General features: G+C 57.7%; 25 protein-coding genes and 1 pseudogene. 3 read left to right on the top strand and 23 right to left on the bottom strand.

The features are described 5' to 3' along the window. The 21 genes and pseudogenes from atpC to M3436_03085 all read right to left on the bottom strand — a co-directional run bounded on the left by atpC (nucleotide 1) and on the right by M3436_03085 (nucleotide 16,581). A pseudogene (gene atpC, locus M3436_03185) lies at nucleotides 1-239 on the bottom strand (ATP synthase F1 subunit epsilon). Nucleotides 240-289: 50 nt separating this feature from the next. Continuing rightward, nucleotides 290-1,135, bottom strand: coding sequence for an N-acetylmuramoyl-L-alanine amidase (locus M3436_03180; GenBank protein ID MDQ3563169.1), 846 nt, complete (start codon nucleotides 1,133-1,135; stop codon nucleotides 290-292). An 11-nt stretch (nucleotides 1,136-1,146) separates the two neighbouring features. Beyond that, nucleotides 1,147-2,136: a hypothetical protein gene (locus tag M3436_03175; protein MDQ3563168.1), complete on the bottom strand. Its 990-nt coding sequence runs from the start codon at nucleotides 2,134-2,136 to the stop codon at nucleotides 1,147-1,149. 1,241 nt (nucleotides 2,137-3,377) lie between these two features. Continuing rightward, on the bottom strand, nucleotides 3,378-3,746 hold the full coding sequence (locus tag M3436_03170) for a type II toxin-antitoxin system VapC family toxin (protein ID MDQ3563167.1): 369 nt from the start codon (nucleotides 3,744-3,746) through the stop codon (nucleotides 3,378-3,380). Then, entirely contained in the window at nucleotides 3,743-3,946 is a 204-nt protein-coding gene (locus M3436_03165; protein MDQ3563166.1) for a type II toxin-antitoxin system VapB family antitoxin, read from the bottom strand. The genes M3436_03170 and M3436_03165 overlap by 4 nt, the downstream gene beginning before the upstream one ends. 224 nt (nucleotides 3,947-4,170) lie before the next feature. After that, complete coding sequence (locus tag M3436_03160) at nucleotides 4,171-4,845, bottom strand: hypothetical protein (protein MDQ3563165.1); 675 nt, start codon at nucleotides 4,843-4,845, stop codon at nucleotides 4,171-4,173. A gap of 117 nt (nucleotides 4,846-4,962) precedes the next feature. Beyond that, nucleotides 4,963-5,529 carry a hypothetical protein gene (locus M3436_03155; GenBank protein ID MDQ3563164.1) on the bottom strand — a complete coding sequence of 189 codons (567 nt, stop codon included), beginning with the start codon at nucleotides 5,527-5,529 and terminating at the stop codon, nucleotides 4,963-4,965. A gap of 127 nt (nucleotides 5,530-5,656) precedes the next feature. Next, on the bottom strand, nucleotides 5,657-5,965 hold the full coding sequence (locus M3436_03150) for a hypothetical protein (protein MDQ3563163.1): 309 nt from the start codon (nucleotides 5,963-5,965) through the stop codon (nucleotides 5,657-5,659). Nucleotides 5,966-6,105: 140 nt separating this feature from the next. Continuing rightward, nucleotides 6,106-6,528 carry a F0F1 ATP synthase subunit epsilon gene (locus tag M3436_03145; protein MDQ3563162.1) on the bottom strand — a complete coding sequence of 141 codons (423 nt, stop codon included), beginning with the start codon at nucleotides 6,526-6,528 and terminating at the stop codon, nucleotides 6,106-6,108. Between the two features lie 15 nt (nucleotides 6,529-6,543). Further along, a complete protein-coding gene (atpD, locus tag M3436_03140; protein ID MDQ3563161.1) occupies nucleotides 6,544-7,923 on the bottom strand; it encodes a F0F1 ATP synthase subunit beta in 1,380 nt (459 codons plus the stop codon). A gap of 169 nt (nucleotides 7,924-8,092) precedes the next feature. Then, nucleotides 8,093-8,953: a F0F1 ATP synthase subunit gamma gene (atpG, locus tag M3436_03135; GenBank protein MDQ3563160.1), complete on the bottom strand. Its 861-nt coding sequence runs from the start codon at nucleotides 8,951-8,953 to the stop codon at nucleotides 8,093-8,095. A gap of 176 nt (nucleotides 8,954-9,129) precedes the next feature. Then, on the bottom strand, nucleotides 9,130-10,671 hold the full coding sequence (atpA, locus tag M3436_03130; GenBank protein ID MDQ3563159.1) for a F0F1 ATP synthase subunit alpha: 1,542 nt from the start codon (nucleotides 10,669-10,671) through the stop codon (nucleotides 9,130-9,132). 178 nt (nucleotides 10,672-10,849) lie between these two features. Then, complete coding sequence (locus M3436_03125; GenBank protein MDQ3563158.1) at nucleotides 10,850-11,383, bottom strand: F0F1 ATP synthase subunit delta; 534 nt, start codon at nucleotides 11,381-11,383, stop codon at nucleotides 10,850-10,852. A gap of 4 nt (nucleotides 11,384-11,387) precedes the next feature. Next, nucleotides 11,388-11,858: a F0F1 ATP synthase subunit B gene (locus M3436_03120; GenBank protein MDQ3563157.1), complete on the bottom strand. Its 471-nt coding sequence runs from the start codon at nucleotides 11,856-11,858 to the stop codon at nucleotides 11,388-11,390. 43 nt (nucleotides 11,859-11,901) lie between these two features. Next, nucleotides 11,902-12,195: a F0F1 ATP synthase subunit C gene (atpE, locus tag M3436_03115; GenBank protein MDQ3563156.1), complete on the bottom strand. Its 294-nt coding sequence runs from the start codon at nucleotides 12,193-12,195 to the stop codon at nucleotides 11,902-11,904. Nucleotides 12,196-12,217: 22 nt separating this feature from the next. Next, nucleotides 12,218-12,988: a F0F1 ATP synthase subunit A gene (gene atpB, locus M3436_03110; protein ID MDQ3563155.1), complete on the bottom strand. Its 771-nt coding sequence runs from the start codon at nucleotides 12,986-12,988 to the stop codon at nucleotides 12,218-12,220. Between the two features lie 11 nt (nucleotides 12,989-12,999). Beyond that, entirely contained in the window at nucleotides 13,000-13,335 is a 336-nt protein-coding gene (locus tag M3436_03105; GenBank protein MDQ3563154.1) for an ATP synthase subunit I, read from the bottom strand. A gap of 429 nt (nucleotides 13,336-13,764) precedes the next feature. After that, on the bottom strand, nucleotides 13,765-14,376 hold the full coding sequence (locus tag M3436_03100) for a hypothetical protein (GenBank protein ID MDQ3563153.1): 612 nt from the start codon (nucleotides 14,374-14,376) through the stop codon (nucleotides 13,765-13,767). 10 nt (nucleotides 14,377-14,386) lie between these two features. Then, nucleotides 14,387-14,755: a hypothetical protein gene (locus M3436_03095; GenBank protein ID MDQ3563152.1), complete on the bottom strand. Its 369-nt coding sequence runs from the start codon at nucleotides 14,753-14,755 to the stop codon at nucleotides 14,387-14,389. 154 nt (nucleotides 14,756-14,909) lie between these two features. Continuing rightward, complete coding sequence (locus M3436_03090) at nucleotides 14,910-15,764, bottom strand: ParB/RepB/Spo0J family partition protein (protein ID MDQ3563151.1); 855 nt, start codon at nucleotides 15,762-15,764, stop codon at nucleotides 14,910-14,912. Next, on the bottom strand, nucleotides 15,754-16,581 hold the full coding sequence (locus M3436_03085; GenBank protein MDQ3563150.1) for an AAA family ATPase: 828 nt from the start codon (nucleotides 16,579-16,581) through the stop codon (nucleotides 15,754-15,756). Before M3436_03085 ends, M3436_03090 begins: the two co-directional genes overlap by 11 nt. 217 nt (nucleotides 16,582-16,798) lie before the next feature. Between M3436_03085 and M3436_03080 the strand changes: the two genes are divergently transcribed. From M3436_03080 to M3436_03070, 3 genes are all read left to right on the top strand, one after another. After that, nucleotides 16,799-17,197 (top strand): DoxX family protein, encoded by a 399-nt coding sequence (locus M3436_03080; GenBank protein MDQ3563149.1) that lies wholly within the window; start codon nucleotides 16,799-16,801, stop codon nucleotides 17,195-17,197. Between the two features lie 216 nt (nucleotides 17,198-17,413). After that, nucleotides 17,414-17,983 carry a hypothetical protein gene (locus M3436_03075; GenBank protein ID MDQ3563148.1) on the top strand — a complete coding sequence of 190 codons (570 nt, stop codon included), beginning with the start codon at nucleotides 17,414-17,416 and terminating at the stop codon, nucleotides 17,981-17,983. Between the two features lie 111 nt (nucleotides 17,984-18,094). Continuing rightward, entirely contained in the window at nucleotides 18,095-18,601 is a 507-nt protein-coding gene (locus M3436_03070) for a cytochrome b/b6 domain-containing protein (GenBank protein MDQ3563147.1), read from the top strand. A gap of 72 nt (nucleotides 18,602-18,673) precedes the next feature. Here the strand turns inward: M3436_03070 and M3436_03065 are convergent, their stop codons facing one another. Together M3436_03065 and M3436_03060 are read right to left on the bottom strand one after the other, a co-directional pair. Then, nucleotides 18,674-20,143 (bottom strand): hypothetical protein, encoded by a 1,470-nt coding sequence (locus M3436_03065; GenBank protein ID MDQ3563146.1) that lies wholly within the window; start codon nucleotides 20,141-20,143, stop codon nucleotides 18,674-18,676. 34 nt (nucleotides 20,144-20,177) lie between these two features. Continuing rightward, a complete protein-coding gene (locus M3436_03060) occupies nucleotides 20,178-22,286 on the bottom strand; it encodes a c-type cytochrome (GenBank protein MDQ3563145.1) in 2,109 nt (702 codons plus the stop codon). Nucleotides 22,287-22,349 lie beyond the last annotated feature (63 nt).

Below are 22,349 nucleotides of genomic sequence, written 5' to 3'. Positions count from 1 at the left end.
TTGGCCAGGGCCTTGGCGTAGTCGATCTCGGCGCTCCGATCAGAGAGCATTTGCTCGGCGCGCTGCTTCGCTTCCAGCGCCGCTGCTTCGTCGATATCGTGGGCGCGCACGGCGGTATCGGAAAGCACGGTCACCATGCGCGGCTGCACCTCGAGCATCCCGCCCGAGACGTAAAAGGCTTCTTCACTGCCATCGGAAAGCTTGAGCCTCACTTCGCCAGGCTTGAGCCGCGTGCCAAGTTATTTTTGACCCGGTCTGGTCGTCGCTTTTTCAGTGCCTAACGTGCCGGTCACGTCGGTTGGTTGCTGGTATAGGCCGCCATCACCCAACCGTCGACAGCCGGCTCCTGCGCGGTCACAACATGTAGCCAATCGCTCACGTCCGGGCTGATCACCTTCAGTTGCGTATTTCTGATCAGGGCAGGCCCAACCTTTTCGAAGGAGGTGCCAGCGCCTTTTCGGATGTTTAGCTTGTCGACGGACACGTAGACCACGCCGTCCGCGATTTGTTGGCTGTCACGCCCGAGAGCCAGTCCGCGGATGCGCGGCAGAGGAAATGCGGGCCCGGGATCCGCCTTGCGCGTTGGCGCGATGTCGTCATGCCCCAACACGTCCTGGAGAGCGCACGCCGGGGTAAGAAGTTCTGCGAGCGCCTCGCAGGTTGCGATCTGCTCAGCGGTGAACGCGTGCCAGTAATGCCATGGCCAATGCACCAGCCGGTGGCGAGCGTCGATGACCTGAGCCGCGTTGATCGTCAGCTTCGCCTCGGCCGTGTGGAAAGTACCGGCAGCGCTCTTGAGCAAATACCCGTAGTTCACGACCTCGATGCCGATCGAGTGCGAATTGATATCCTTGTAGCCCCCCCACTCGCTCTCCCCGGCGTGCCATGCCCGTAGATTCAACGGCACGAACTGAGTCACCGATCCGTTGGTGTCCACCAGCAGATGCGCAGACACCCGGTTGGCGCCCGTTTTCCGCAGGAAGACATTCGTCGCCGCTTGGACATCGCAAGCCGTGTAATGAAAGACGAGAAACTTCGGGCGTATCTCACCGTGATGGTTGGAGGACGATGATTGCACGACAGCGTTTCCTTGAGGATCCTGGCCGGAGAGAATGTGCTTATTAATTAAGAACATGTCGGCTCTCCTCAGCCTACTGCGCCAGCCTCGTCGCTGGCAGGGGTGGCGCCGCCTTGAGCGGGCGCCGGAGCCGGGGCCTGACCGGGCTGTGTTTTCGGGTCTTCAAGGAGTTGCTTGCCCACGCCCAAGGCGACCCCGCTAACTCCGAGCAAAGCGAGCCATGTCGCGTCGAAGATCGGGTAGGTCAATTGCTGGAGGACGTGCGATATCCCGACGAAGAGCAGGAGCAGGTTTACCACCACGGCCTGGTACCGATGCACCTGCTGCTTATCGTCGAAACCCGTCACAAGGTCCGTCAGAAAGCCTTGAGACGGGGAATAGGTACGCCCGCCCGAGTTCTTATCGACAGCCAGTGAAACTCCGGCAGTGCCGACGCTGAGGCCCAGCAAAGCCAGCAGCGACGCATCGATCGGCGGCAACTGTCCGTATACGATCCACATGAACACCCCGGCAGCCACCGCGAAAACAAACCAGACAGCGAGCTGGACTCGAGCAAGGCTGAACGCCGCCCGCACCGGTTTCCGCTGATCCTTCTGCTCCTTGGGCAGCGGCGCGTCCCGAAGCGCGTCCGTTTTTTTTGCGATGACGAGGGTAAGAGCGCCGAGAAGAATCAGCACAACCGCAACAATAATCTCCTTCAGGGTGTTCGTAACCGCGATCTTTGCGCGGCGATCCGTCGCCTGCGGTGCGCTCGTCGGCGCCCCGGTCCACCCCAGCGCGACACGCAGCGGATGAAGTTCCGTCAATGCTCCGCTGCGATATAGCATGGCCCACAGCTTCTGGCTGTTCTTTTCGGGCTTCACCCGATAACGCAGATGGACATCCCGGTTCCGGTTCTCTATCGCGATTAACTCTGCGTCCGAACCCAACGCCACGCCGTTGAGGTACAGCACCATGGGCATGCCGGTGTTTACTTCGTAGCCCAGCGCCAGCTTGTAGCTGGCTTGCGTGACAACGACCTCGACGTCGCCGGCTCCGGTCAGCGTGCCATAGGTCATGACAGTCTCATCAGACGCGTCCTGGGGACACGCCGTCGGCTCCTGCGTCCTGTCAGCGCCAAAGCCTGGATTCGCAGCTGACGCGTCGGACTTCTTCGGCGCGTTCGCTTGCTGTGTACCCCGGTCCGCGTCCAGACCCAGCCCATCGAGAAATTCATGGTCTCTTACGAAGACGCACCGGATTGTCACCGCCGGCGGCGCGGCTTTCGTCTCCGGGGGCGGAGAGTTTGGTGGAGGCGGCGCCGGAGATTTTGCCGGCGGCTTACCTGCTGGAGGCGCCGCGGCGGGTGCTGCCGGCACAGCGGGCTGTTCTGGCGTAACCTCCGCACTGTGTACGCCAGATGCAAACAGTGCAAACATCAGAGACGCGCCAACAAAGCCGGCGCACAATCGGACTAAACCGTTCCACATTGCCGTCTCCCCTTTCGATTTGCCTGCTGCGGAGCTTTTGTGATTCTTACGAGTGAAGCTTTTTCTTTGTCCCTCTAAAGGCATTCAGCATCGCGGCAAACTCGTATTTTCTTCACTGTCATTCTTGCTTTGCATAACAATAGACTACAACCAGCACCAGGGCAAATCTGCCGTTTTGAGAGATTTCGGAAATTCCGATTTCCACACCGCACAAATGCAGATTGGCCCCGCCGAGGCTAGGTGCGTCAACATCCTACCCGGATCATCACGGGTCTTATGCGGTTGTTGACACGCCAAGGCTATCTCATTTAAAGAGCAGGACATGACCTACCTGGCCGACACCGACCAGGTTTCGGTGGGCGTATCTTCGCCTGAGGAAAAAGGGCTTTCCGCCGCGCCGGACGGGTGGGCTAGCTCCGCCCGGCGCGTTGCCGCAAACGTTGGATCGCCTGAAGCTGTGCGGCGGCCTCGGCGTACTCGGCCAGGGCCTTGGCGTAGTCGATCTCGGCGCTCCGATCGGAGAGCATTTGCTCGGCGCGCTCCCTATCCGCTGTGCCGGAAGGGTTGCCTGCGGATCACCGCTCACTTGGCGATGCCGGGTACCCCGCTCCTTTCGACGGCTACCCGGCGGCTGGCTCAGGCTGCTGTTGCGCAGCAGAACGAGCCAGATTTTGCGTTGACGCCCTCCCGTCAAACCGCTCCCGGCGTATGCCAACGCTTACTGGGACCGGCGTGCCGCCATGGTAGCCACGCGTCCCGGTCCGGGCAGTATTCGTTCGTTGGCATCGCACGACATTTCGCTGTGCATTACGGCACGGTGAACAGCACGATCAGGGAGGCGGGAAGCCCAATCCCAATTCCTGTGCTATGTCCGCAAGCCGCCTGTCTTTAGTCCAAAGATGCGCGCCCTGCCGCTCCGCAACGGCCGCCAGCAGGTGCACGTCCACGAAGCCGATGCCGCGGCTCATCAGCCTATGGCGTTCCAGAAACTGCACGGCGATCTCGTCGCTCGCAGCCTCCAGCCGGGGCAGCCGGCGCCAGAGCAGCAATACGCTTTCGCGGTCCTTCAGGCTGCCGCAGGCCAGTTCGCCTAAGACCATGGTGTGCATGACGATCTGCTCGCGCAGGAGCAAGTCCGCCAGTTGCGGATCGCCCTTGCGCAGATGGTCGATCCAGACCGAGCTGTCGGCCAGGATCATTCAGGCGGCGGTGCGCTGCGGCGTCGCGGGCCGGCAGTGGCTGCCGGGTCGCTGCCGCCGCGTTCGGCCAAGCGGCGGGCGGCTTCGCGCTCGATGAGCGCCTTGAGGCCGGCATGCACGACTGCCGTTTTTTCCTTGATGTGCGTTATTTTCTGGGCTTCGAGGAGAAGCTCGTCATCGATGTTGATGGTGGTTCTCATGGCGGGCTCCGATGCATACGATATGGTTGTAAGTATATGCATCAACCGCCGTGGTGTCACGCCACCAACGCCTCACTCAACTCATCCAGCATCCCGTTCAACTCCGCGCCAAACAGCTTGGGCGCCGCCACCACGCCGCCAACCCATGCTACACGGGCAACGACCCGGTTCAGGTGCGGCGAAGCGAAGGTGAGCCGACGCCTGGAACCGATCGTTAGACCTTGTTATTCGAACGGATGAACTTTGCATAGCCTTGAAAGATTGCCAAGCTTGAGCAGGCGCTCAGGATGACCCACTGACCTTGGGTGCCGCCGTTCTCCAGGTGTTACCAAGCGAAGGCGCGTGTTCTCGACCTTGAATGCTCCGTTGACGGCAAACGCGAGTCGATACTCGTTCTGTGCGCTGTAGCTGTATAAGTTGAGCTTTGACATTGCGATCTTCTCTGGGAGGGCCCAATCGACGATTGGTGGCTCATCGGGTGCGTAGTACCTTACGTCGCCGTGTACGAGGGTCTTGTCCTTGACCGACGGCCGCCTTAGCAGCGCTGAGCGAACCCCTGAAATGAACCTTTGAGGGTTGATGATCTCGATGCAGGCGTTGGCGTTAAACTGGGTCGCCAGCTCTCGACTAAGCGCAGTACTGAGGCAGAAGACAAATATGTCGTCTTCGTTTGCGGCCGATTCAAAGGAATGGGGTAATATCCGCTTCTCCTGTGTTTCGGTTAGCGTGATCTCCAAGCCTCCCTTTGGGCGATAGAGCTTCGTTCCTTCGAACTCATCGCCTCTAACCTGTGCGTCCTCGTAGTCTCGGAAGTAGGATAGCGCGCGAAAGAGTACCTCCCCTCTGTGCATAAAGGCATCAACGTTCTTCGCAGGAAGGTACTTGTAGAGACTCGGCACGGGAAGGGTCTAAACGCCCAAGCTACACCGGCGCCGTCCTAGAATACGCCGAGAGGCGCCACGGAGTTTACCAGAGTCCGGTTGAGCCAAATGTTATGTTGCGATTGTCTGCATCGATTACCGGCCATCAACCATACCTGGCCAGGAAACCTTGCAAGGTATTGATCGTTCAAACGTACCACGGTCTGAGATGAATTCGTAAACGCCTAGTTGCTTCTTTGGGTCGACTCGACCCCACTCAGTTACTTCCGCCTTCACATCCTTAACGTAACGGCTTCCTTCAAGCACGACATGCGCAGCAACCCATTCTTCACCTAGCGGCTTCTCGCGGAAGCGGAATCGAAGGACTCCCTTGCGTGGGACATAGTTTTCAATGACCATATCTCCAGCCTCAACGCTGTTCTGGTATTCCACAGTGTTCAAGCTGTTGTGCATACAATCAACCACTTTTCGCTGCAAACGGCAAATCTGATACATGCCACATGTGAATTCCCATTGCTGAACCTCAAACCATCGCAAGTGCGGTGCTTGCTGAGGTGAGCGGGAAGACAGTTGCTTCTGCAAACCCAGCGTGAAATGAACAGGGTGCTGTGTAATCAATTCGGCAAAATGAACTTGCATGGCTGTGTCCGCGCGTACGGAGTTTCCCGCCACCATAGAATACATAGCAACCGTCACTGTCATGAATAAGCTGCGTTTCATGTCAGTTGTATAACAACGGCCAAAATACAATGTGACTTTGCAACATAACCGAACCAAGCTGAGGGGCACCGCGCTTTTTTTGTGTCCCTCTCCAGCGCCGGGTTAGCGGTCAGTGGTTGAGGGGCTGGCACGAGTAAGGGTCCAGGCAAGCAGAGCCATCGGTGATTTCTTGACAGGCATCTTTGTTTAGCGCCCTCACGATTTGTTGACATGACGCAAAATCATTGGCAAAACCATGAACCGTAATAACATGGTCTTCAATGTTGCCGAATTTAACGATGCCATAGTCTGGCGATGTGCCAATTTTGTGCTTGCCGAAGAACGCGCGAGGGGCATCATTTTCATATGGATCTGGGGCGCAGCCTAGAAAAAGCGTAAGACCGAGTGAAAGTATTGGCCAGCGCATCAACTTGCTCATGGGCTCTGCTATCTCATGACCGCTAATTCAACAGTTGATTAGACAAACAGAATTTATTGAACTAGCCAGAATCTGCCTTTTGCCTCGATTTCTGACTCTCGATCCGTCGGGGCTACCGCGCATGTACGCAGGAGGGTGAGCTAGCTCCGCCCGGAGCGTTGCCGCAAGCGTTGGATCGCCTGAAGTTGGGCCGCCGCCTCGGCGTACTCGGCCAAGGCCTTGGCGTAGTCGATCTCGGCGCTCCGATCAGAGAGCATTTGCTCGGCGCGCTGCTTCGCTTCCAGCGCCGCTGCTTCGTCGATATCGTGGGCGCGCACGGCGGTATCGGAAAGCACCGTCACCATGCGCGGCTGCACCTCGAGCATCCCACCCGAGACGTAAAAGGCTTCTTCACTGCCATCGGCAAGCTTGAGCCTCACCTCGCCAGGCTTGAGCCGTGTCAACATAGGCGTATGCCCGGGCGCGATCCCCACCTCCCCCATCAGCGCCGGCGCGAACACCATCTCCGCCTGCCCGGAGTAAATCTCGGCCTCGGCGCTCACGATATCGACATGGATGGTCATGGCCGGCGCAGTCGTCTAGACACGTTTCGCTTTCTCTGCCGCTTCTTCGATCCCGCCCACCATGTAAAACGCCTGCTCCGGCAGATGGTCGTATTCGCCCTCGACGATGCCCCGGAAGCCCTTGATGGTATCTTTCAACGACACATACTTTCCGGAGCTTCCGGTGAAGACCTCGGCCACGAAAAACGGTTGCGACAGAAAGCGCTGGATCTTGCGCGCCCGCGACACCGTGAGCCTGTCTACCTCGGACAGCTCGTCCATGCCGAGGATGGCGATGATGTCCCGAAGCTCCTTATAGCGTTGCAAGGTCTTCTGAACTGCACGTGCGGCGTCGTAGTGTTCCTGACCGACCACCAGTGGATCGAGCTGACGGCTGGTGGAATCGAGCGGGTCCACGGCTGGATAGATCCCAAGCTCCGCGATCTGGCGCGACAACACCACGGTCGCGTCCAAATGCGCAAAGGTTGTAGCGGGCGAGGGATCGGTGAGATCGTCCGCCGGAACGTAGACCGCCTGAACGGAAGTAATCGATCCGGTGCGGGTCGAGGTGATGCGTTCTTGCAGCTTACCCATCTCTTCGGCCAGGGTCGGTTGATAGCCCACCGCCGAGGGCATGCGGCCCAAGAGCGCCGAGCACTCCACCCCCGCCAGCGTGAAGCGGTAGATGTTGTCGATGAAAAGCAACACATCCCGGCCCTCGTCGCGGAAATATTCCGCCAAGGTGAGACCCGTGAGACCCACCCGCAGCCGGTTTCCCGGCGGCTCGTTCATCTGGCCGTACACCAGCGACACCTTGTCGAGCACCTTGGATTCGGTCATCTCGTGATAGAAGTCATTGCCCTCGCGGGTACGCTCACCGACTCCCGCGAAGACGGAATAGCCGCTGTGTTCGATGGCGATGTTGCGGATGAGCTCCAGCATGTTGACGGTCTTGCCCACGCCCGCGCCGCCGAAGAGCCCGACCTTGCCGCCCTTCGCGAAGGGGCAAATCAAATCGATGACCTTGATCCCGGTCTCCAAGAGATCCGTGGTCGGCGAGAGCTCGATGAATTTCGGGGCATCACGATGGATGGGCCAGGTCACCTCGGCGCCGATCGGCCCCTTCTCGTCGATGGCCTCGCCTAGCACGTTGATGATGCGTCCGAGTGTCTTTTGCCCGACCGGAACGGAGATCGGGGCCTCCGTGTTGGCGACCTTCAAACCGCGCCGCAAGCCATCGGTCGATCCGAGCGCAATGGTGCGTACCACACCGCCTCCAAGCTGCTGCTGTACCTCGAGCGTGGTGCCGCTCTCCTCCACCAATAACGCGTCGTAGATTTTGGGCACAGCGCCGCTCGGGAACTCCGCATCCACCACCGAGCCGATGATTTGCACTACCTTTCCGCTACTCGCCATTGCTAATCCCCTTCTCTAAAGAGTTTGTGAAAAAACCTACTGCGCTCGGGATCTCGCGTTCCGGCGGTGCTCGGAATCCTCATGTATTTCAACATACACTCCGGTTCCTGCGCTCCGGCGGAACGCGACCTCCCTTCGCTCGCGACGGTTCTTTCACAAACTCTAAAGGTCAAACCGCCGCGGCGCCGCCCACGATTTCCGCCAGCTCTTGAGTAATGGACGCCTGCCGGGCCTTGTTATACACCAGCCGCAATTCGTCGATGAGCTTCCCGGCGTTATCCGAAGCGCTCTTCATCGCCACCATCCGGGCGGCCTGCTCGCAGGCGATGTTCTCGACCACGCCTTGATACACCAAGGACTCCAAGTAACGTTGCAGCAAATGGTCCAATACTTCCTTGGCTTCAGGTTCATACAGATAATCCCAGTGGTGTTCAAGCCCACCCCCGGGATCGGCCTGAAGCGGCAACAGCGCTTCGATCCGCGGTTGCTGCGTCATCGAGTTCACGAAGCGGTTATAGACTAAGTACAGTCGATCGATACGCTCCTCGTTATACCCATCGAGCATGACTTTCACGGTGCCGATCAGACTTTCGAGGCGCGGGGCATCACCCAGATGGCTCGCCTGCGCGGCTATCGCGCCGCCCACCCGGGCGAAAAAACCGGCCGCCTTGGCGCCGATCGTACACACCTCGAGACCGATCCCTTTGGCGTTCCACTCCTTGGTCTGCAATAACGTAGCGCGAAACATGTTCGCGTTGAGCCCGCCGCAGAGACCTCGATCGGTGGACACCACGATCATGCCCACGCGCCGCGGTTCGCGCGCGATCATGTAGGGATGGTGGTATTCGCTATGCGCGTGCGCCAGGTGCGCGACCACCTTGCGGATCTTATCCGCGTAGGGGCGCGCGGTACGCATCCGCTCTTGCGCTTTACGCATCTTACTGGCCGCGACCATTTCCATGGCGCGGGTGATCTTTTGCGTGCTTTGAACGCTCTTGATCTTAGTGCGGATCTCTTTTCCTGCCGCCATCGATCTCCACCTTATGCGCCTGCCCCGGCCTCAGAGTTTGTGAAAAAAACGTCGCGAGCGAAGGGAGGTCGCGTTCCGCCGGAGCGCAGGAACCGGAGTGTATATTGAAATACATGAGGATTCCGAGCACCGCCGGAACGCGAGATCCCGAGCGTAGTAGGTTTTTTCACAAACTCTCACCACGCATGATTTGACTTGAAATCATCCAAGGCGGCTTTCAACCCCGCATCGATGTCATCGTTGAAATCGCCGGCCTCGTTAATGCGTTGCATTAAATCCGCGCGCTCGCTATTCACGAAACTATGCAGCGCCGCCTCGAAGGGTCCCACCTGATCGAGCGGGATGTCATCGAGATAGCCCCGGTCGGCGGCATAGAGGCTCGCCGCCATCTCCGCGACCGTGAGGGGTGAATACTGCTTCTGCTTCATCAATTCCGTTATGCGCTGCCCGCGTTCGAGCTGTTTGCGGGTCGCCTCGTCGAGATCGGAGGCGAATTGAGCGAAGGCCGCGAGCTCGCGAAACTGGGCCAGTGCCAAGCGAATACCGCCACCGAGTTTCTTAACGATTTTAGTTTGGGCCGCGCCGCCCACGCGCGACACCGAGAGCCCCGCGTTGATGGCCGGCCGTATGCCCGCATTAAAAAGGTCGGTCTCTAAATAGATTTGCCCATCGGTGATCGAGATCACGTTGGTCGGCACGAAGGCGGACACGTCGCCGGCTTGGGTCTCGATGATCGGCAAGGCCGTGAGCGAACCGGTCCTGCCCTTCACCCGGCCGCCGGTACGCTTCTCGACCTCCGCGGCGTTCAGGCGCGAGGCCCGTTCCAGCAGGCGCGAATGGAGGTAGAAGATATCGCCGGGATAGGCTTCACGGCCGGGCGGCCGCCGCAACAGCAGGGAGACTTGCCGGTACGCCCACGCTTGCTTGGTGAGATCGTCGTAAATGATCAAGGCGTCCTCGCCGCGATCGCGGAAGTACTCTCCCATGGCGCAACCCGAGTAGGGGGCGATGTATTGCATCGCCGCCGACTCCGAGGCGCTCGCCGCGACCACGATGGTATGTTCCAGCGCCGCGTGCTCTTGGAGTTTATGCACGACGGTATTGATGGACGAGGCCTTCTGGCCGATCGCCACGTAAACGCACTTCACCCCGGTGCCGCGCTGATTGATGATGGTATCGATGGCGAGCGCGGTCTTGCCGGTCTGCCGATCGCCGATGATGAGCTCGCGCTGGCCGCGGCCGATGGGCACCATTGCGTCGATAGCTTTCAGTCCCGTCTGCACCGGCTGGCTGACCGATTGCCGGGTGATGACGCCGGGCGCAATCTTCTCGATCGGCGAGGATTCCTCCGCCGCGATCGGTCCTTTGCCGTCGATGGGGATCCCGAGGGAATCGACGACGCGGCCGAGCAAAGCCGGTCCGACCGGGACTTCCAAGATGCGCTTGGTGCAGCGTACGACATCACCCTCCGTGAGGTGCTGGTAGCCGCCCATAATGACGGCGCCCACGGAATCCCGCTCGAGATTAAGCGCCAGGCCGTACACGCTTCCGGGAAACTCGATCATCTCGCCCTGCATCACGTCGCTCAGTCCGTGAATGCGGGCGATGCCGTCGGTGAGGCTCACCACCGTGCCTTCGGTCCGGGCCTCGGTCGGGAGATCATATTCCTGGATCTTCTTCTTTATGAGATCGCTGATCTCGATTGCGCTGATTGGCATCTTTAAATTCTCACTGGAGTGCTAAGCCATCCCTAAGTATTGCAACGTTTTCCGGTGACCCCGCTAGGTTCGGTAACCCGTCATTCCGTACAGGGAGTGTACGGAATCCAGCACCAAGGGAGGCATCCCTGTGCCTGGATTCCGGGTAATCCATGGCCGGAATATCGTTCCTCTTTTATCAATTAAACCGCGTGCTCAATTGCTGTAAGCGTCTCCGCAAGGAGGCGTCGATCACGAGATCTCCGATGCGCACGATCGCACCGCCGATCAAGCCCCGATCGATGCGCGTTGTCACCTTGAGATCCTTGCCTACGCGCCGTTTCATGGCCGCGGCGATTACTTGTTCTTGCTCGGCACTCAGAGCGAAAGCGGATATGACCTCCACATCGACGCTCCCCTGGGCCTCGGCGCGCAGCTCCTCGAAAAGCCGGGCGATCTCGGGCAGGGCCTGCAACCGCCCGCCGTCGAGAAGCACACGAATGAGATTGCGGACTTCGGGCGTGAACCTATCCTCGGCGAGATCGAAGATCAGCCGCTCCAGCTTAGACCGCTCGATGCGCGGATCGAGAGCGATCTTGTGCATCATTGGATCCTGCATCAACAACCGAAGAAACACTAAGGCGCCGGACCATTCGTCCCATTGACCGCGCTCGCGGGCGCGTTCAAACACCGCTTGCGCATAGGGGCGTGCCAGTGTCGCTGTTTCTTGCATCGCTTTACAGTCGGGCCGCGAGTTTATCCAGTACGTCCCGATGCGCGTTGGCATCGACCTCGCGCATCAAGACCTGCTCCGCGCCCACCAGCGCGAGCCTGGCCACTTCCCGTTGCAGTTGTTCTTTGGCTTGTTGGGTCTCTTGGGTGATTTGATCTCGCGCGGCGGCGACGATGCGTTCGCCCTCATTGCGAGCGTTCGCCTTCGCCTCTTCGATGATCTCATCGGCGCGTTTCTGGGCGTGGGTAATGTTTTCCTGGGCTTTCTGCTTGCCCTCGCGCAAGATGGTGTTGGCGCGGGTTTCGGCTAACTCCAGATCGTGGCGGCCTTTGTCTGCGGCGGCGAGACCGTCGGCGATGCGCTTCGCGCGCTCCTCCATCGCCTCCATCAAGGGCGGCCACACGAAACGCATGGTGAACCACACCAGAATGGCAAAGGTAATCGCCTGGCCAAGCAAGGTGGCGTTGATATCCACGGTCGAGCTCCTTAACTTTAGATTTAGCGCCTAGGCACGTGCTTTAATCGCCGGCGACTTTCGCCAACGCGTCGCTGAATCCGAAGGGATCGGCAAACAGCACATAGAGGCCCATGGCCGCGCTGATCATGGGTACGGCATCGACCAGGCCGGCGACCAGGAAGAACCGGCCGATGAGCAGGTTGGCGAGCTCGGGCTGGCGCGCCACCCCTTCGAGGAATTTACCTCCCAGCAGACCGACGCCGATGGCCGCTCCCAACGCACCTAAGCCCAGCATCAAGGCCACCGCGAGCACCGCGAGCCCCTGGACGTTGCTCAATACATTCACCAGCTCCATAGCATTCTCCTTTATTTAAGATTTAATGACTTTCATGCGCCATGCTGAGGTACACGATCGTCAGCATCATGAAAATATACGCCTGCAGTGTGATGATAAGGATGTGAAATATCGCCCACGGCGCACCGAGCAGCCATTGTACCCAGTACGGCAAGAGCGCGATCAGGATAAACACCATCTCACCGGCGTACATGTTCCCGAAGAGCCGCAACGCCAGCGACAGCGGTTTTGCGATGTCCTCGATGATTCTAAACAGCACATTGATCGGCGCCAGCTTCGGTCCGAAAGGCGAGGACATGGCTTCGTGCGCGAATCCGCTGGCCCCTTTGATCTTGTAGTTGTAGTAGATCATGAGACCGAAGACCGACAAGGACATGGCGAAAGTCAGATTGGGATCGGTTGTCGGAACCGACTTGAATTCGTGAACGCCGGCGTAACCCACGAGCTTCGGCAGGAGATCGATGGGTAGGAGATCCATGGCGTTCATCATGAACACCCAGACGAAGATCGTGAGCGCCAAGGGCGCCACCAGCTCGTTCTTGCCGTGAAAGATCCCCTTGACCGATCCGTCCACAAGCTCCACGACCATCTCGACGAAATTCTGCAAGCGGCCGGGCACCCCCGAACTCGCCTTGCGGCCCACCCAGTACAACAAACCGAAAACGACGAATCCAATAAATGCCGAGACCGCGAGCGTGTCTACATGAAAGGTCCAAAACCCCGAACCCTGCGCGTTATTGGTGAGATGGTGCAGGATGTATTCGGACGTTGACTGCGGTGCTTGCGATGCCATTAATTCTCATTTTAAGTCATTGCCATGGCCAACCCGTATGCGATGAGCGTCGCCGCGTAGGCGACAAAAAGCGGTCCGACGGCGACTTCCTTATAAAAAACGAACGCCGCGACGAAAAGACCCATCGTGACCCCAATTTTAATCACCTCGGCGAGGATCTGCGCCCCTAGGAGCGTCCCCGGCGAGCCCCCCTTGATTCGGGTGATACACACCGCCGCTGCGCCGGTCGCCGCCGTCCCGATACCGCCCCCGGCCAATGCGGAGACGGCCCAGTCGATCTCCCGGATTGCACATAAACCCGCCGCGAGCAACGTCAGTCCAAGCTGCAGGGCGATGAGTTTTCGCAAACCCCGGTCCATGCGACCCCCAATTCAGGACAAGCGCGGCATGCTAATGCAAAAACAAGGACAGCGTCAACGGGGATCGCGCGATTCCCGGCAAGCTGCTGTTAGAGCGGCTATCGTGGCCGACTTTAAAGCTGCTCGTTCACCGTAAGAATATCCACTATAGCAGACGCCGATCGAGGGCCGCTAGGGACAGACTAATGAACACGCGAGGGATAATAACGGAGGCGTCGCCAGCTAGCAAAGCTGGCAAAAGGGAGAGCCGTCATTACTGCGGGCAATATTGCGAGACGTCAGCCTCGGTGAGACTTCGGCTTCCGCCATGCACGCATATTTGATAGACGGCAAGGTCTCGCGGCAAAAGTTCTTTGGCCTGCGAGTCGGATACCCGCAGAATATTTGCGTGGCAAGGGTCATTGGTAGCATGCGGTTCTACGTGGTGTTCGTCAGGAAGTATTGATTGAGGGAAGTCCCAGTAAATCGGGGGCTCGCCAGCGATCCGCGCCTGGTAATAGGTGCGGATGTGTTGGCAAATGGATTTCTTTGTGGCATCCACACACTCTCGGAGAATGACAGAAATACCACCACCCTTTGAGTTTTTGAACGCGAGGCTTGTGAACCTTTTCCGCCTCTTGTCGTAGTGCTTTCCGTGGATAAGCCGAACGAGCGCCATATTTCCGCCCCGATTTGGTTAATTATCCTTTTGGCAATAATTTCACTTACGTCCTGAGTGGCAGATATCTCTGCATTGTCACGTTCATGCGTCACCGAATAACGCAAGTCGGTAGAAATGGTGGTCTCGATGCAGTGGAGCCCACGATATGCGGTAATCATCAGCTCACCGTTAGCGCCAGGAAACGCATCCGTGGTTGTAAAGCCAAGCTGGCGATAATAACCATCGATCTCAAGCGCCTTGTTGACGACATCCACGCTTAATGGGCCGCCTTGGCCATAATGCCAGCCTATTGGCAACGACCTAAACGATTTGATTTTCGCCGCCGTCGCCGAGACGAAATCCGAGGCTGATGTGAAATTGATTGTCATGGATAGAACCTTAATGCTTCACCTTTTCCGTCTCGGGTTTGGATTTCTTTTGGCGTTTCGCGCCGGTTGACGTCGATTCTTCTTTGGGTTTTACAGCCGCAAGAAATCGCTCAACTTCCGCGGTTGTCATTATTGATTGGCCGGATAGTTCTTCAAGTTGGGCAATAGCATTGCCAAGCATCACCGATAAGGTCTTGGCGGCGGTGTAAGAAGCATTCAATAACGCAACGGGTTGACCGTTCCGCTCAAGCACAACAGTTATGTCCGCCGTCCCTAGGGTGGTTACTATCCCGTTGAAGTTGATCTTAGGAATGTCCGATTGGACCGCAGCATTTATCCTTGCTTGAAGTATATTTGCCCTATCTTGATTGTCGGCCACAAATACCCCCACAATTTAGTTTGCCACTAAAACGAAAGAATACTTTACGTAAGCATTACCCGGCAACCTGGGCTAATTAGGACAACACCCGCGCTTCGGCTCCGGTACCGATCCGCTGCTCGCGCCGGGTTTGACTTTTTTCCGCGCGGTGACCTTATTTGATATGGTTCAGGATCCCGTCCAGCTCATCGAGCGAGTTGTAATAGATCACCACGCTTCCGCGGCCGTGCCCATCATGGCGTACGCTGGTCTTGGCGCCCAAGCGTTCCGAGATCTGTTGCTCCAAGGCCGCGATATTGGGTTCCTTCGGCGGCCGCGCGTCCGCTGGCTTAGCCTCCTGGAGCCGGCGCACCAAGCGCTCCGATTCGCGTACGGACAGGCGCTGGGCAACGACGCGTTGCGCCGCTTCGATTTGCGTCCGCCCCTCCAGGGCTAACAAAGCGCGGGCATGGCCCATCTCGAGATCCCCCGCCTCGAGCTTGCGCTTGACCTCCTCCTGCAACTCCAAAAGCCGCAACAGGTTGCTCACGGCGGCGCGCGATCGGCCGACGGCATCCGCCACCTCTTGGTGGGTCATGCTGAATTCGTTCACCAGGCGCGAAAACGCCGTCGCTTCTTCCAAGGGATTGAGATCCTCACGCTGTATATTTTCGATGAGCGCGATGCTGAGCGCGACCGCGTCGGTGACATCGCGCACGATCGCCGGGATCTCGTGCAGACCCGCGAGCTGCGAGGCGCGCCAGCGCCGTTCCCCGGCGATGAGCTCGTAACGCTGACCGCCGCCGAGCGGACGGACGACGATGGGCTGTACCACCCCCTGAGCGCGAATCGAATGGGCCAGGTCTTCGAGCGCTTCCGGTCGGAGGTCGAGCCGGGGTTGATGGCGGCCCTTTTGGATCATCTCGATCGGGAGGGCACGGACTTCTCCAGCGGGTGCAAGGCCGGGCGCAGCGTCCACCCCCAGCAAGGCCTCCAGACCTCTCCCCAGTCCCCGTTTCTTAATGCTCATTGCGCATGGCTCCGTCCGCTACGGTTTGCGCCGGCACGCCCGGGGCCATGGGGAGCGCATGCCGGCGCAGGATCTCCCCCGCCAAGGCGAGATAAGCGATCGCCCCGCTCGATGTCTTGTCGTACTGCAGGGCCGGCAATCCGTGGCTCGGGGCTTCGGCCAAGCGCACGTTGCGCGGGATGGTCGTGCGATAGACCTGGGCGCCGAAATGGTTTAGCAACTGCGCCGAGACATCGTTCGCGAGGGTATTCCTGGGATCGAACATGGTGCGCAGCAGCCCTTCGACATCGAGCGCGGGATTCAAACGGTTCTTGATCGTAGCAATGGTGGCGAGAAGCGCGGTCAAACCTTCCAGCGCGTAGTACTCGCATTGCATGGGAATGATGACCGAGTCCGCCGCCACCAATGCATTCACGGTGAGCATGTTGAGCGCCGGCGGACAATCGATAAAAATATAGTCATAGTTCTCCGCCACCGGCGCCAGTGCCGCGCGCAGGCAGGACTCGCGGCTATCAAACGAGAGTAATTGCACCTCGGCCCCGGTGAGGTCGCTGTTGGCCGGCACCAGATCGTAGCCGCCCGCGGCCGCCGGGATAGCGGAGCCCGCGATTGAAACCTCGCCCGTGAGGACATCATAGGCGGAAGTGGACAGCGAGCGCTTATCGACACCGCTTCCCATGGTGGCGTTGCCTTGTGGATCCAGGTCCACGAGCAGGACGCGCCGCTTGGTCGCGGCCAGCGAGGCGGCGAGATTGACGCTGGTCGTGGTCTTACCCACGCCTCCCTTCTGGTTGGTGATCGCGATTACTTTCCCCATGTCCCCTGCCGTAGCCAGGGTTATTGTACCGCCGCTCAGTCAAAAAAATACACGGGGCCGGGCGGATATCGGTGCGGTTGCTCTCAAAGGGAGGTTACAATTCGGCAGACATTAAAATGGGGCAGACGTCGCGCGTGATGTACAACGGCGGCTAGCCAGTACCTCGGGAAACACGATCGACATGCTCGATCTCAACCGCTTGTAAGGAGCATAGAGCATGAACACCGTACAGCCACTTGGCCTCCTCGTGGGCCGCGTCCTACTGGCCCTCATCTTCATTGGCTCCGGCTTTAGCAAGATCACCGGATTCGCGGACACCGCGGCCTCCATGGCCGCCAAGGGCATACCGATGGTGGAGGTGTTGTTGATTATCGCCATCCTCATCGAGTTAGGCGGCGGCCTGCTGCTCGCCCTCGGCTACAAAGCTCGCTGGGCGGCGCTCGCGATTTTCCTGTTCCTGATTCCGGCCACCCTGATCTTTCACGCTTTCTGGGCGGTAGACCCCGAGCAAGTGAAGATGCAGCTTATCCAGTTCCAGAAAAACCTGGCAATTATGGGCGGTATGCTCTACGTTGTGTTTAACGGCCCGGGCCGCATGAGCTTGGACCGAGCGTAACGCGTGGATGGTTTAACGCACAAGGTGAGCCGCCCGTTCCCCGACGCTCAACGACTTGGTTCAGCCTGGCTATCCGTCATCATATCGTTAACGCCTGACAGCAACGCGGCATCCGGGCGATCGTTTGATTTCAGCATAAAATGCCGGGATGCGACTATGGTTGTCGCCACGGACAGTTCATATCGTTATCTGGGTCTAATACAAAGCAGGTGCTGCATGGCAACATTATCGCCTGATAATCCAACCCGTTCGTCATCACCGGGCCCGGCTTGGGCCAGTGCCCTGGGCGTTGTCGCGATCGTGCTTGGTATTTTCCTGACGGCATCGAATGCCAACGAGTGGATGAAGCTGGCGCTGATAGGAGAGCCGGCGCATACACTGGAATCCGCGCCACCGATTGATTGCGACCCTGGCGAGCTTGCGGAGGAGGGCATCACGGTAGCGCAGTGTCATCAAATGGGTGTCGTCATCCATAATATTAGCATGTCCAGTCCGGACTGGTATCCGGGTTTCATGATGACCGTGGCTTTTGTCGGTACGCTGGTTGCGGCCTTCTCGATCTTTGTGGGGATTGCGCTGGTTAATTACCGGCCCTGGGCTTCGACAGTTGCGCTGCTGACATTCGCTGCGCTTACGCTGATAGATCTGGTCAGCTTTCTGAGCGTCGTGAGTACCGGGCCCATCGTCAGAGAAATGTATCTCTGGAATGTTCTGCTATGGTTCCTGTTGCACATGATGATGACGGTTGCCGCCGTTGCCGGACACCTTGAACAGGCTGCGGCATAACGGTACGGTTGATTGATTTGGCAGATCGCTGGCGCCAGAGTCTGCCAATGAATGGAATAAAGAGCGGGATGGGTTATGCAAAGACAAGGTTATAGTAGAGCAGCGGTAATAATGCACTGGTTATTGGCTGTATCGGTATTCTTTTTGTTTATTTCAAGCTGGTGGATGCTGGCATTGCCGTTGCCATCTGAAGAATATCGCTACCGCGAATTTCCATTCCAGTTACACAAGAATCTTGGCATTACCCTGGTGTTCGTGCTGTTGTTATTGCTCTATGTGCGTTTTCTGCATCGCCCGGCCCCGGAACAATCCGCTGCGTTGAAGCCCTGGATGCATAAACTGGCGATTGTCGATCACATTATTCTGTACGTGACGATACTTGCCTGCTGTATCAGCGGCTACATGTCTTCATCCTACAGTGGTTGGGGTACGACACTCTGGTGGATGGTGGACCTGCCCGACTGGGGTTACGAAAACGAAGACCTCAACATGTTTTACTCTGATATTCACTTGTGGACCTGCTGGATATTGCTGGCCCTGATGGCCGCGCATATCAGCGGCGCCCTGTACCATGCCTTCCGCAACGATGGCGTTGTCCGCCGCATGGTGCGTCTGTAGCTGGTCTATTAGCCCTGATAATGCGGTTTTCAAGGGAACAATCAGGAAGAGAGATCTAATCGCTAATCTGCCTCAGAATTTAATCATCCACTCTATACGCAATCCGTAAGAAGGCCCGTCTCTTTCTTGGCCGGCCACAGAAGAATCCAAACGCAGCACATGGTGTTTGCCGATAGTGCGCTGATAGCGGGCGCCAAAACCTAGGACACCTTCATCTCTCCCGCTTTTGGTGCTCGTGCGGGCGCCGAGTTCCAAGATAAGCTGGCTATCGATGCCGTCGAGAAACATCTGGTAGCCGATTGCCGTACCAATGGTATCGTCGATCGGCTGCCCGAGAGGCACTCCGTAACGGCCCATTCCCACTGGGCCATACAAGATGCCGAGGTTTGCCAGGGGGCCACCCTGATCTGGGCTCCGCGCAGCCGATGTGAACTGGTCAATGTTCCAGAACGTATTGAAATAGGCGATATTGTCGGAACCAGGCAGCGTGCTAGACAGTTGAGAGAGTAGAAGTACTCCGCGTCCCACTGTGGGCGTTTCGTCTTGCTCCGGAATAGAGGCATTAACCCTGAACGTCGTGTTCAGCCAGCCGAAGCGTTGGGTCGATGCAGCTCCCGCATACCAGGCATGTCCATCGCGATCGTCGTCAACATAAATGAAATCCAGCGAAACGGTGTTATTCCATGCGGTGTCTGCTTCCGAGAACAAACCAAACAGGTGCGCAGAGTGGTCATTGTTGTTGTCGGCTAGGTCGTTGTTGCCTCGATTGATATGATTCCAGCCATATACCCCAGTCAAGCGGAGGTTTGACACACCGTCAAACACAAGGGAGTTGCGGGTGATTCCGACCATATCAATGATGTCGTTCAGTAGGAGCCCATCCTGGAGCAGTACTGGCTGGCGACCAATGGAAAAACCCACGTCAAAGGTGCCGGAGTCGGTCGGATCCAACCCCGGGAAGATCTCACCGACATCACCTTCAAAAAAGAGTTGGGTCAACCTGGCGTTGAAGTCCTGCTGCCATCCCTCATCTTTGTTGGGTTCGAAATTGTAGCCTGTATAGTCGCCGGTTTCGCGATCGATTGGGCGCATGGAGAAGAGCAGCCGCTCAGTTCCCGAGAGGTTTAGGTTACCGTGCAAATCAAGCCGGTTGCTCCATTCAATGATGTTTTCATCGCCGCTCTCGAAGCTCTGGAAGGCGCTGCGGAAAGTTCCGAATAACAAAAACCAAGGTTGGAGCATTTGACCGGTCGGCGTTTTAATACCGGGCTGGATTGGTCCTTTTCCGAGAAAAGGATCACCGATCTCGAGGAGCGGCTGCAAACGTTCCACCGGATCTACGGGATATTGTACAACCTCATCGGGCAGACGCCATGGGTCGTCATCCGCCACCGCTTGGTCGCGATAGAAATCGACGGCACTACGACCTTCGGGAACGGTAGTTTCTGTTGCCTGATTCTGGGCCTTCGGTACGTTTGACTGATTGCTTTGCGGCTGATGCCCTTGTGCTAAAGCGAGACCACTCACAAAGATCGCGAACATTGTTAGCAATCCCAAGTACCGTCTCACCCTGGTTTTATTCAATAACAAGATTTCGTTCCCAAAGTACGCGGTAAAGATCAACCAATTTGTCTCCGATGGCACGTGCACTGAGTCCGTACTCGAAGCCCGCTCCGGAAATGGCATGGATCAAATGCGGAGGGAGTTGGCCCGCCACGAGCTTGATGTTTAAACGATAAGGCGTTCGACCGGTGAGGAGTTTGGGATCGACGTGGTAACTTGCCCAGCGATGCCCCAGCGCCTCGATGTTTTTCTTCTGCAGCCGAAGGTCGCGAATGCCGCCAAACAGTACCGATGGCGTGTGCGAGGGCCGCATGTAGATCAACGGATTTAAGGAGTAGTTGGCCGGTATCACCTGCTCGCGCTCTCCTCCATGAGCCGTACCGACCAAAATTGGAGACCGCAGGTTGAAGAGCTGTTCGTCTCTTGGTATGGCGCCATTGTGTACGTACAAGGAGTGCGTGTCGCGAACGTCTCCGTTAGGGTCCAGATCGCCGGAGCGCAAAATTACCGTTCCGTCGGCGTCGGTCACCGTGACCTGCAAGAAGACGTTGCGCTCGGCAATCAACCCCGAGGGCACGCTGTGGCCGTCGGTCAGGTTCTTAACTTCGACGTCGAACTTAAGTCCGTCTTCTTTTTCAATGATTTTTATTTCACCGAGACCGTAGCCATTACGCAATAAGGTAGTGGCACGGGCTCGGTTCTCGGCCAGTAGCGCCAGTTGCTGATCGATAATTTCCCGGGCCACAATACGCTCTTCGGGATCTGCCCAAATGCCGGGAAATTTTGCGTCGTCAGGCACGCTTTTTTCGAATGCTTCGGATCCCCACCCGGCTGCGACGTCAAAACTCAACCATTCCTCTGGCGTGGCAAACTCCTGCGCCTCTGGGTTGATGGGAAAGATGCCTGGATGGACCACGGAACTATCGGGTCCCGGGAACATATGATTAGTGCGCCGAGCGGGCCGGGTTGGCACACCGCGGACGATCGCTGCGGAAGCGGGCGGGTACTCCGACGGTATACCGGAGGTCGGGCCCATGTGACAGCCTTGACACGTCACTCCCCGTTTAGCCGCCGGTGTTTGCTTGTATTCACTAAACAGATCCTCAAACCGAATGCCGTTAGCTAGGCGTACGTCGTGGCAGCGAGCACAAAACCCCGGTTGGGAAACCTGCTCAAGAAGACGTGCCTCGCGATGGGTTTTTGGGGGGTTGTCTGAATGGGAATCGAGCACACGTCGCAGCTCATCATCTTTGCGGGGACCGTAAATGGGGTTGCGGATATCGCCGGGTTCAAGGGGAAAACGGCCGGTGATTTTGCCATAGGCCTCGGGAACTCGGTGACAGACGACACAGGTGATCCCCTCTAAAGACACCTTCGCACGGTTACTATTGCTGGTAAGAATTGGCTCGCCGGTAAACATGCCCGCTTGGGTGTGACATCGCTCGCAGAAATCACCCATGGTCCCCTTAGTCAATTTCACCAACGTCGCCTGGTAGGCAAGGAAGGTAGGACTTATCTGAGCGAAAGCATGTCGCGAAACAGACCATTCACGGTAGATTTGCAGGTGGCAGGCGCCGCACTCTTGCGCAGATGGGAATTCGGCCTTTTTAAACAGTTCTTCGTGAGACTTACCCCCCGATTTACCATCAGCATTGTCGACCATCGTATGGTCAGCATCCGACGAAATTCTCTTAGGGCCGAACTCGTAACGGATGAAATTAATCAGATGCCATATTTCTTCTTTCGCTAGATGATTCTTGAAACTGGGCATAGGGGATCTGCCGGTCCTGATTTTCGTGTAAATCGCGCCGTCAGACTGCCCTAAAACCTCGGAGCTCGTCAGGTTTGCGACCGTGTTGCCCAGAGCAGCGGCTACCGGGCCATCCCCTTTTCCGCTTTTTTCGTGGCACTGTTGACATTCTCGCAGGTAGAGATTTTTACCCATCGCCACAGAGGACGCGTCCGCCGTAATCGGATTTGCGATTCGTGCAAGACGCGGTGAAACTCGCCAGTTATTGGAACGTTCTTGCTCAGCCGTTGCGGGTTTCTGTATCAGGATTAAACTGATCACAAACACAATGGCAGTGACAATGCCGTACCAGCGTAATGATTGGTTTCTCATCTAAAAACCGGTACTTTAATTAACTGAGTGACTCTCGTATTGAATCAGGTGATCTCTTGACCG

This window comes from Pseudomonadota bacterium, assembly GCA_030859565.1.
Lineage (GTDB): Bacteria > Pseudomonadota > Gammaproteobacteria > JACCXJ01 > JACCXJ01 > USCg-Taylor.
The sequence above is the reverse complement of the archived record's forward strand: the minus strand, read 5'-3'. Positions and strand labels throughout refer to the sequence as shown.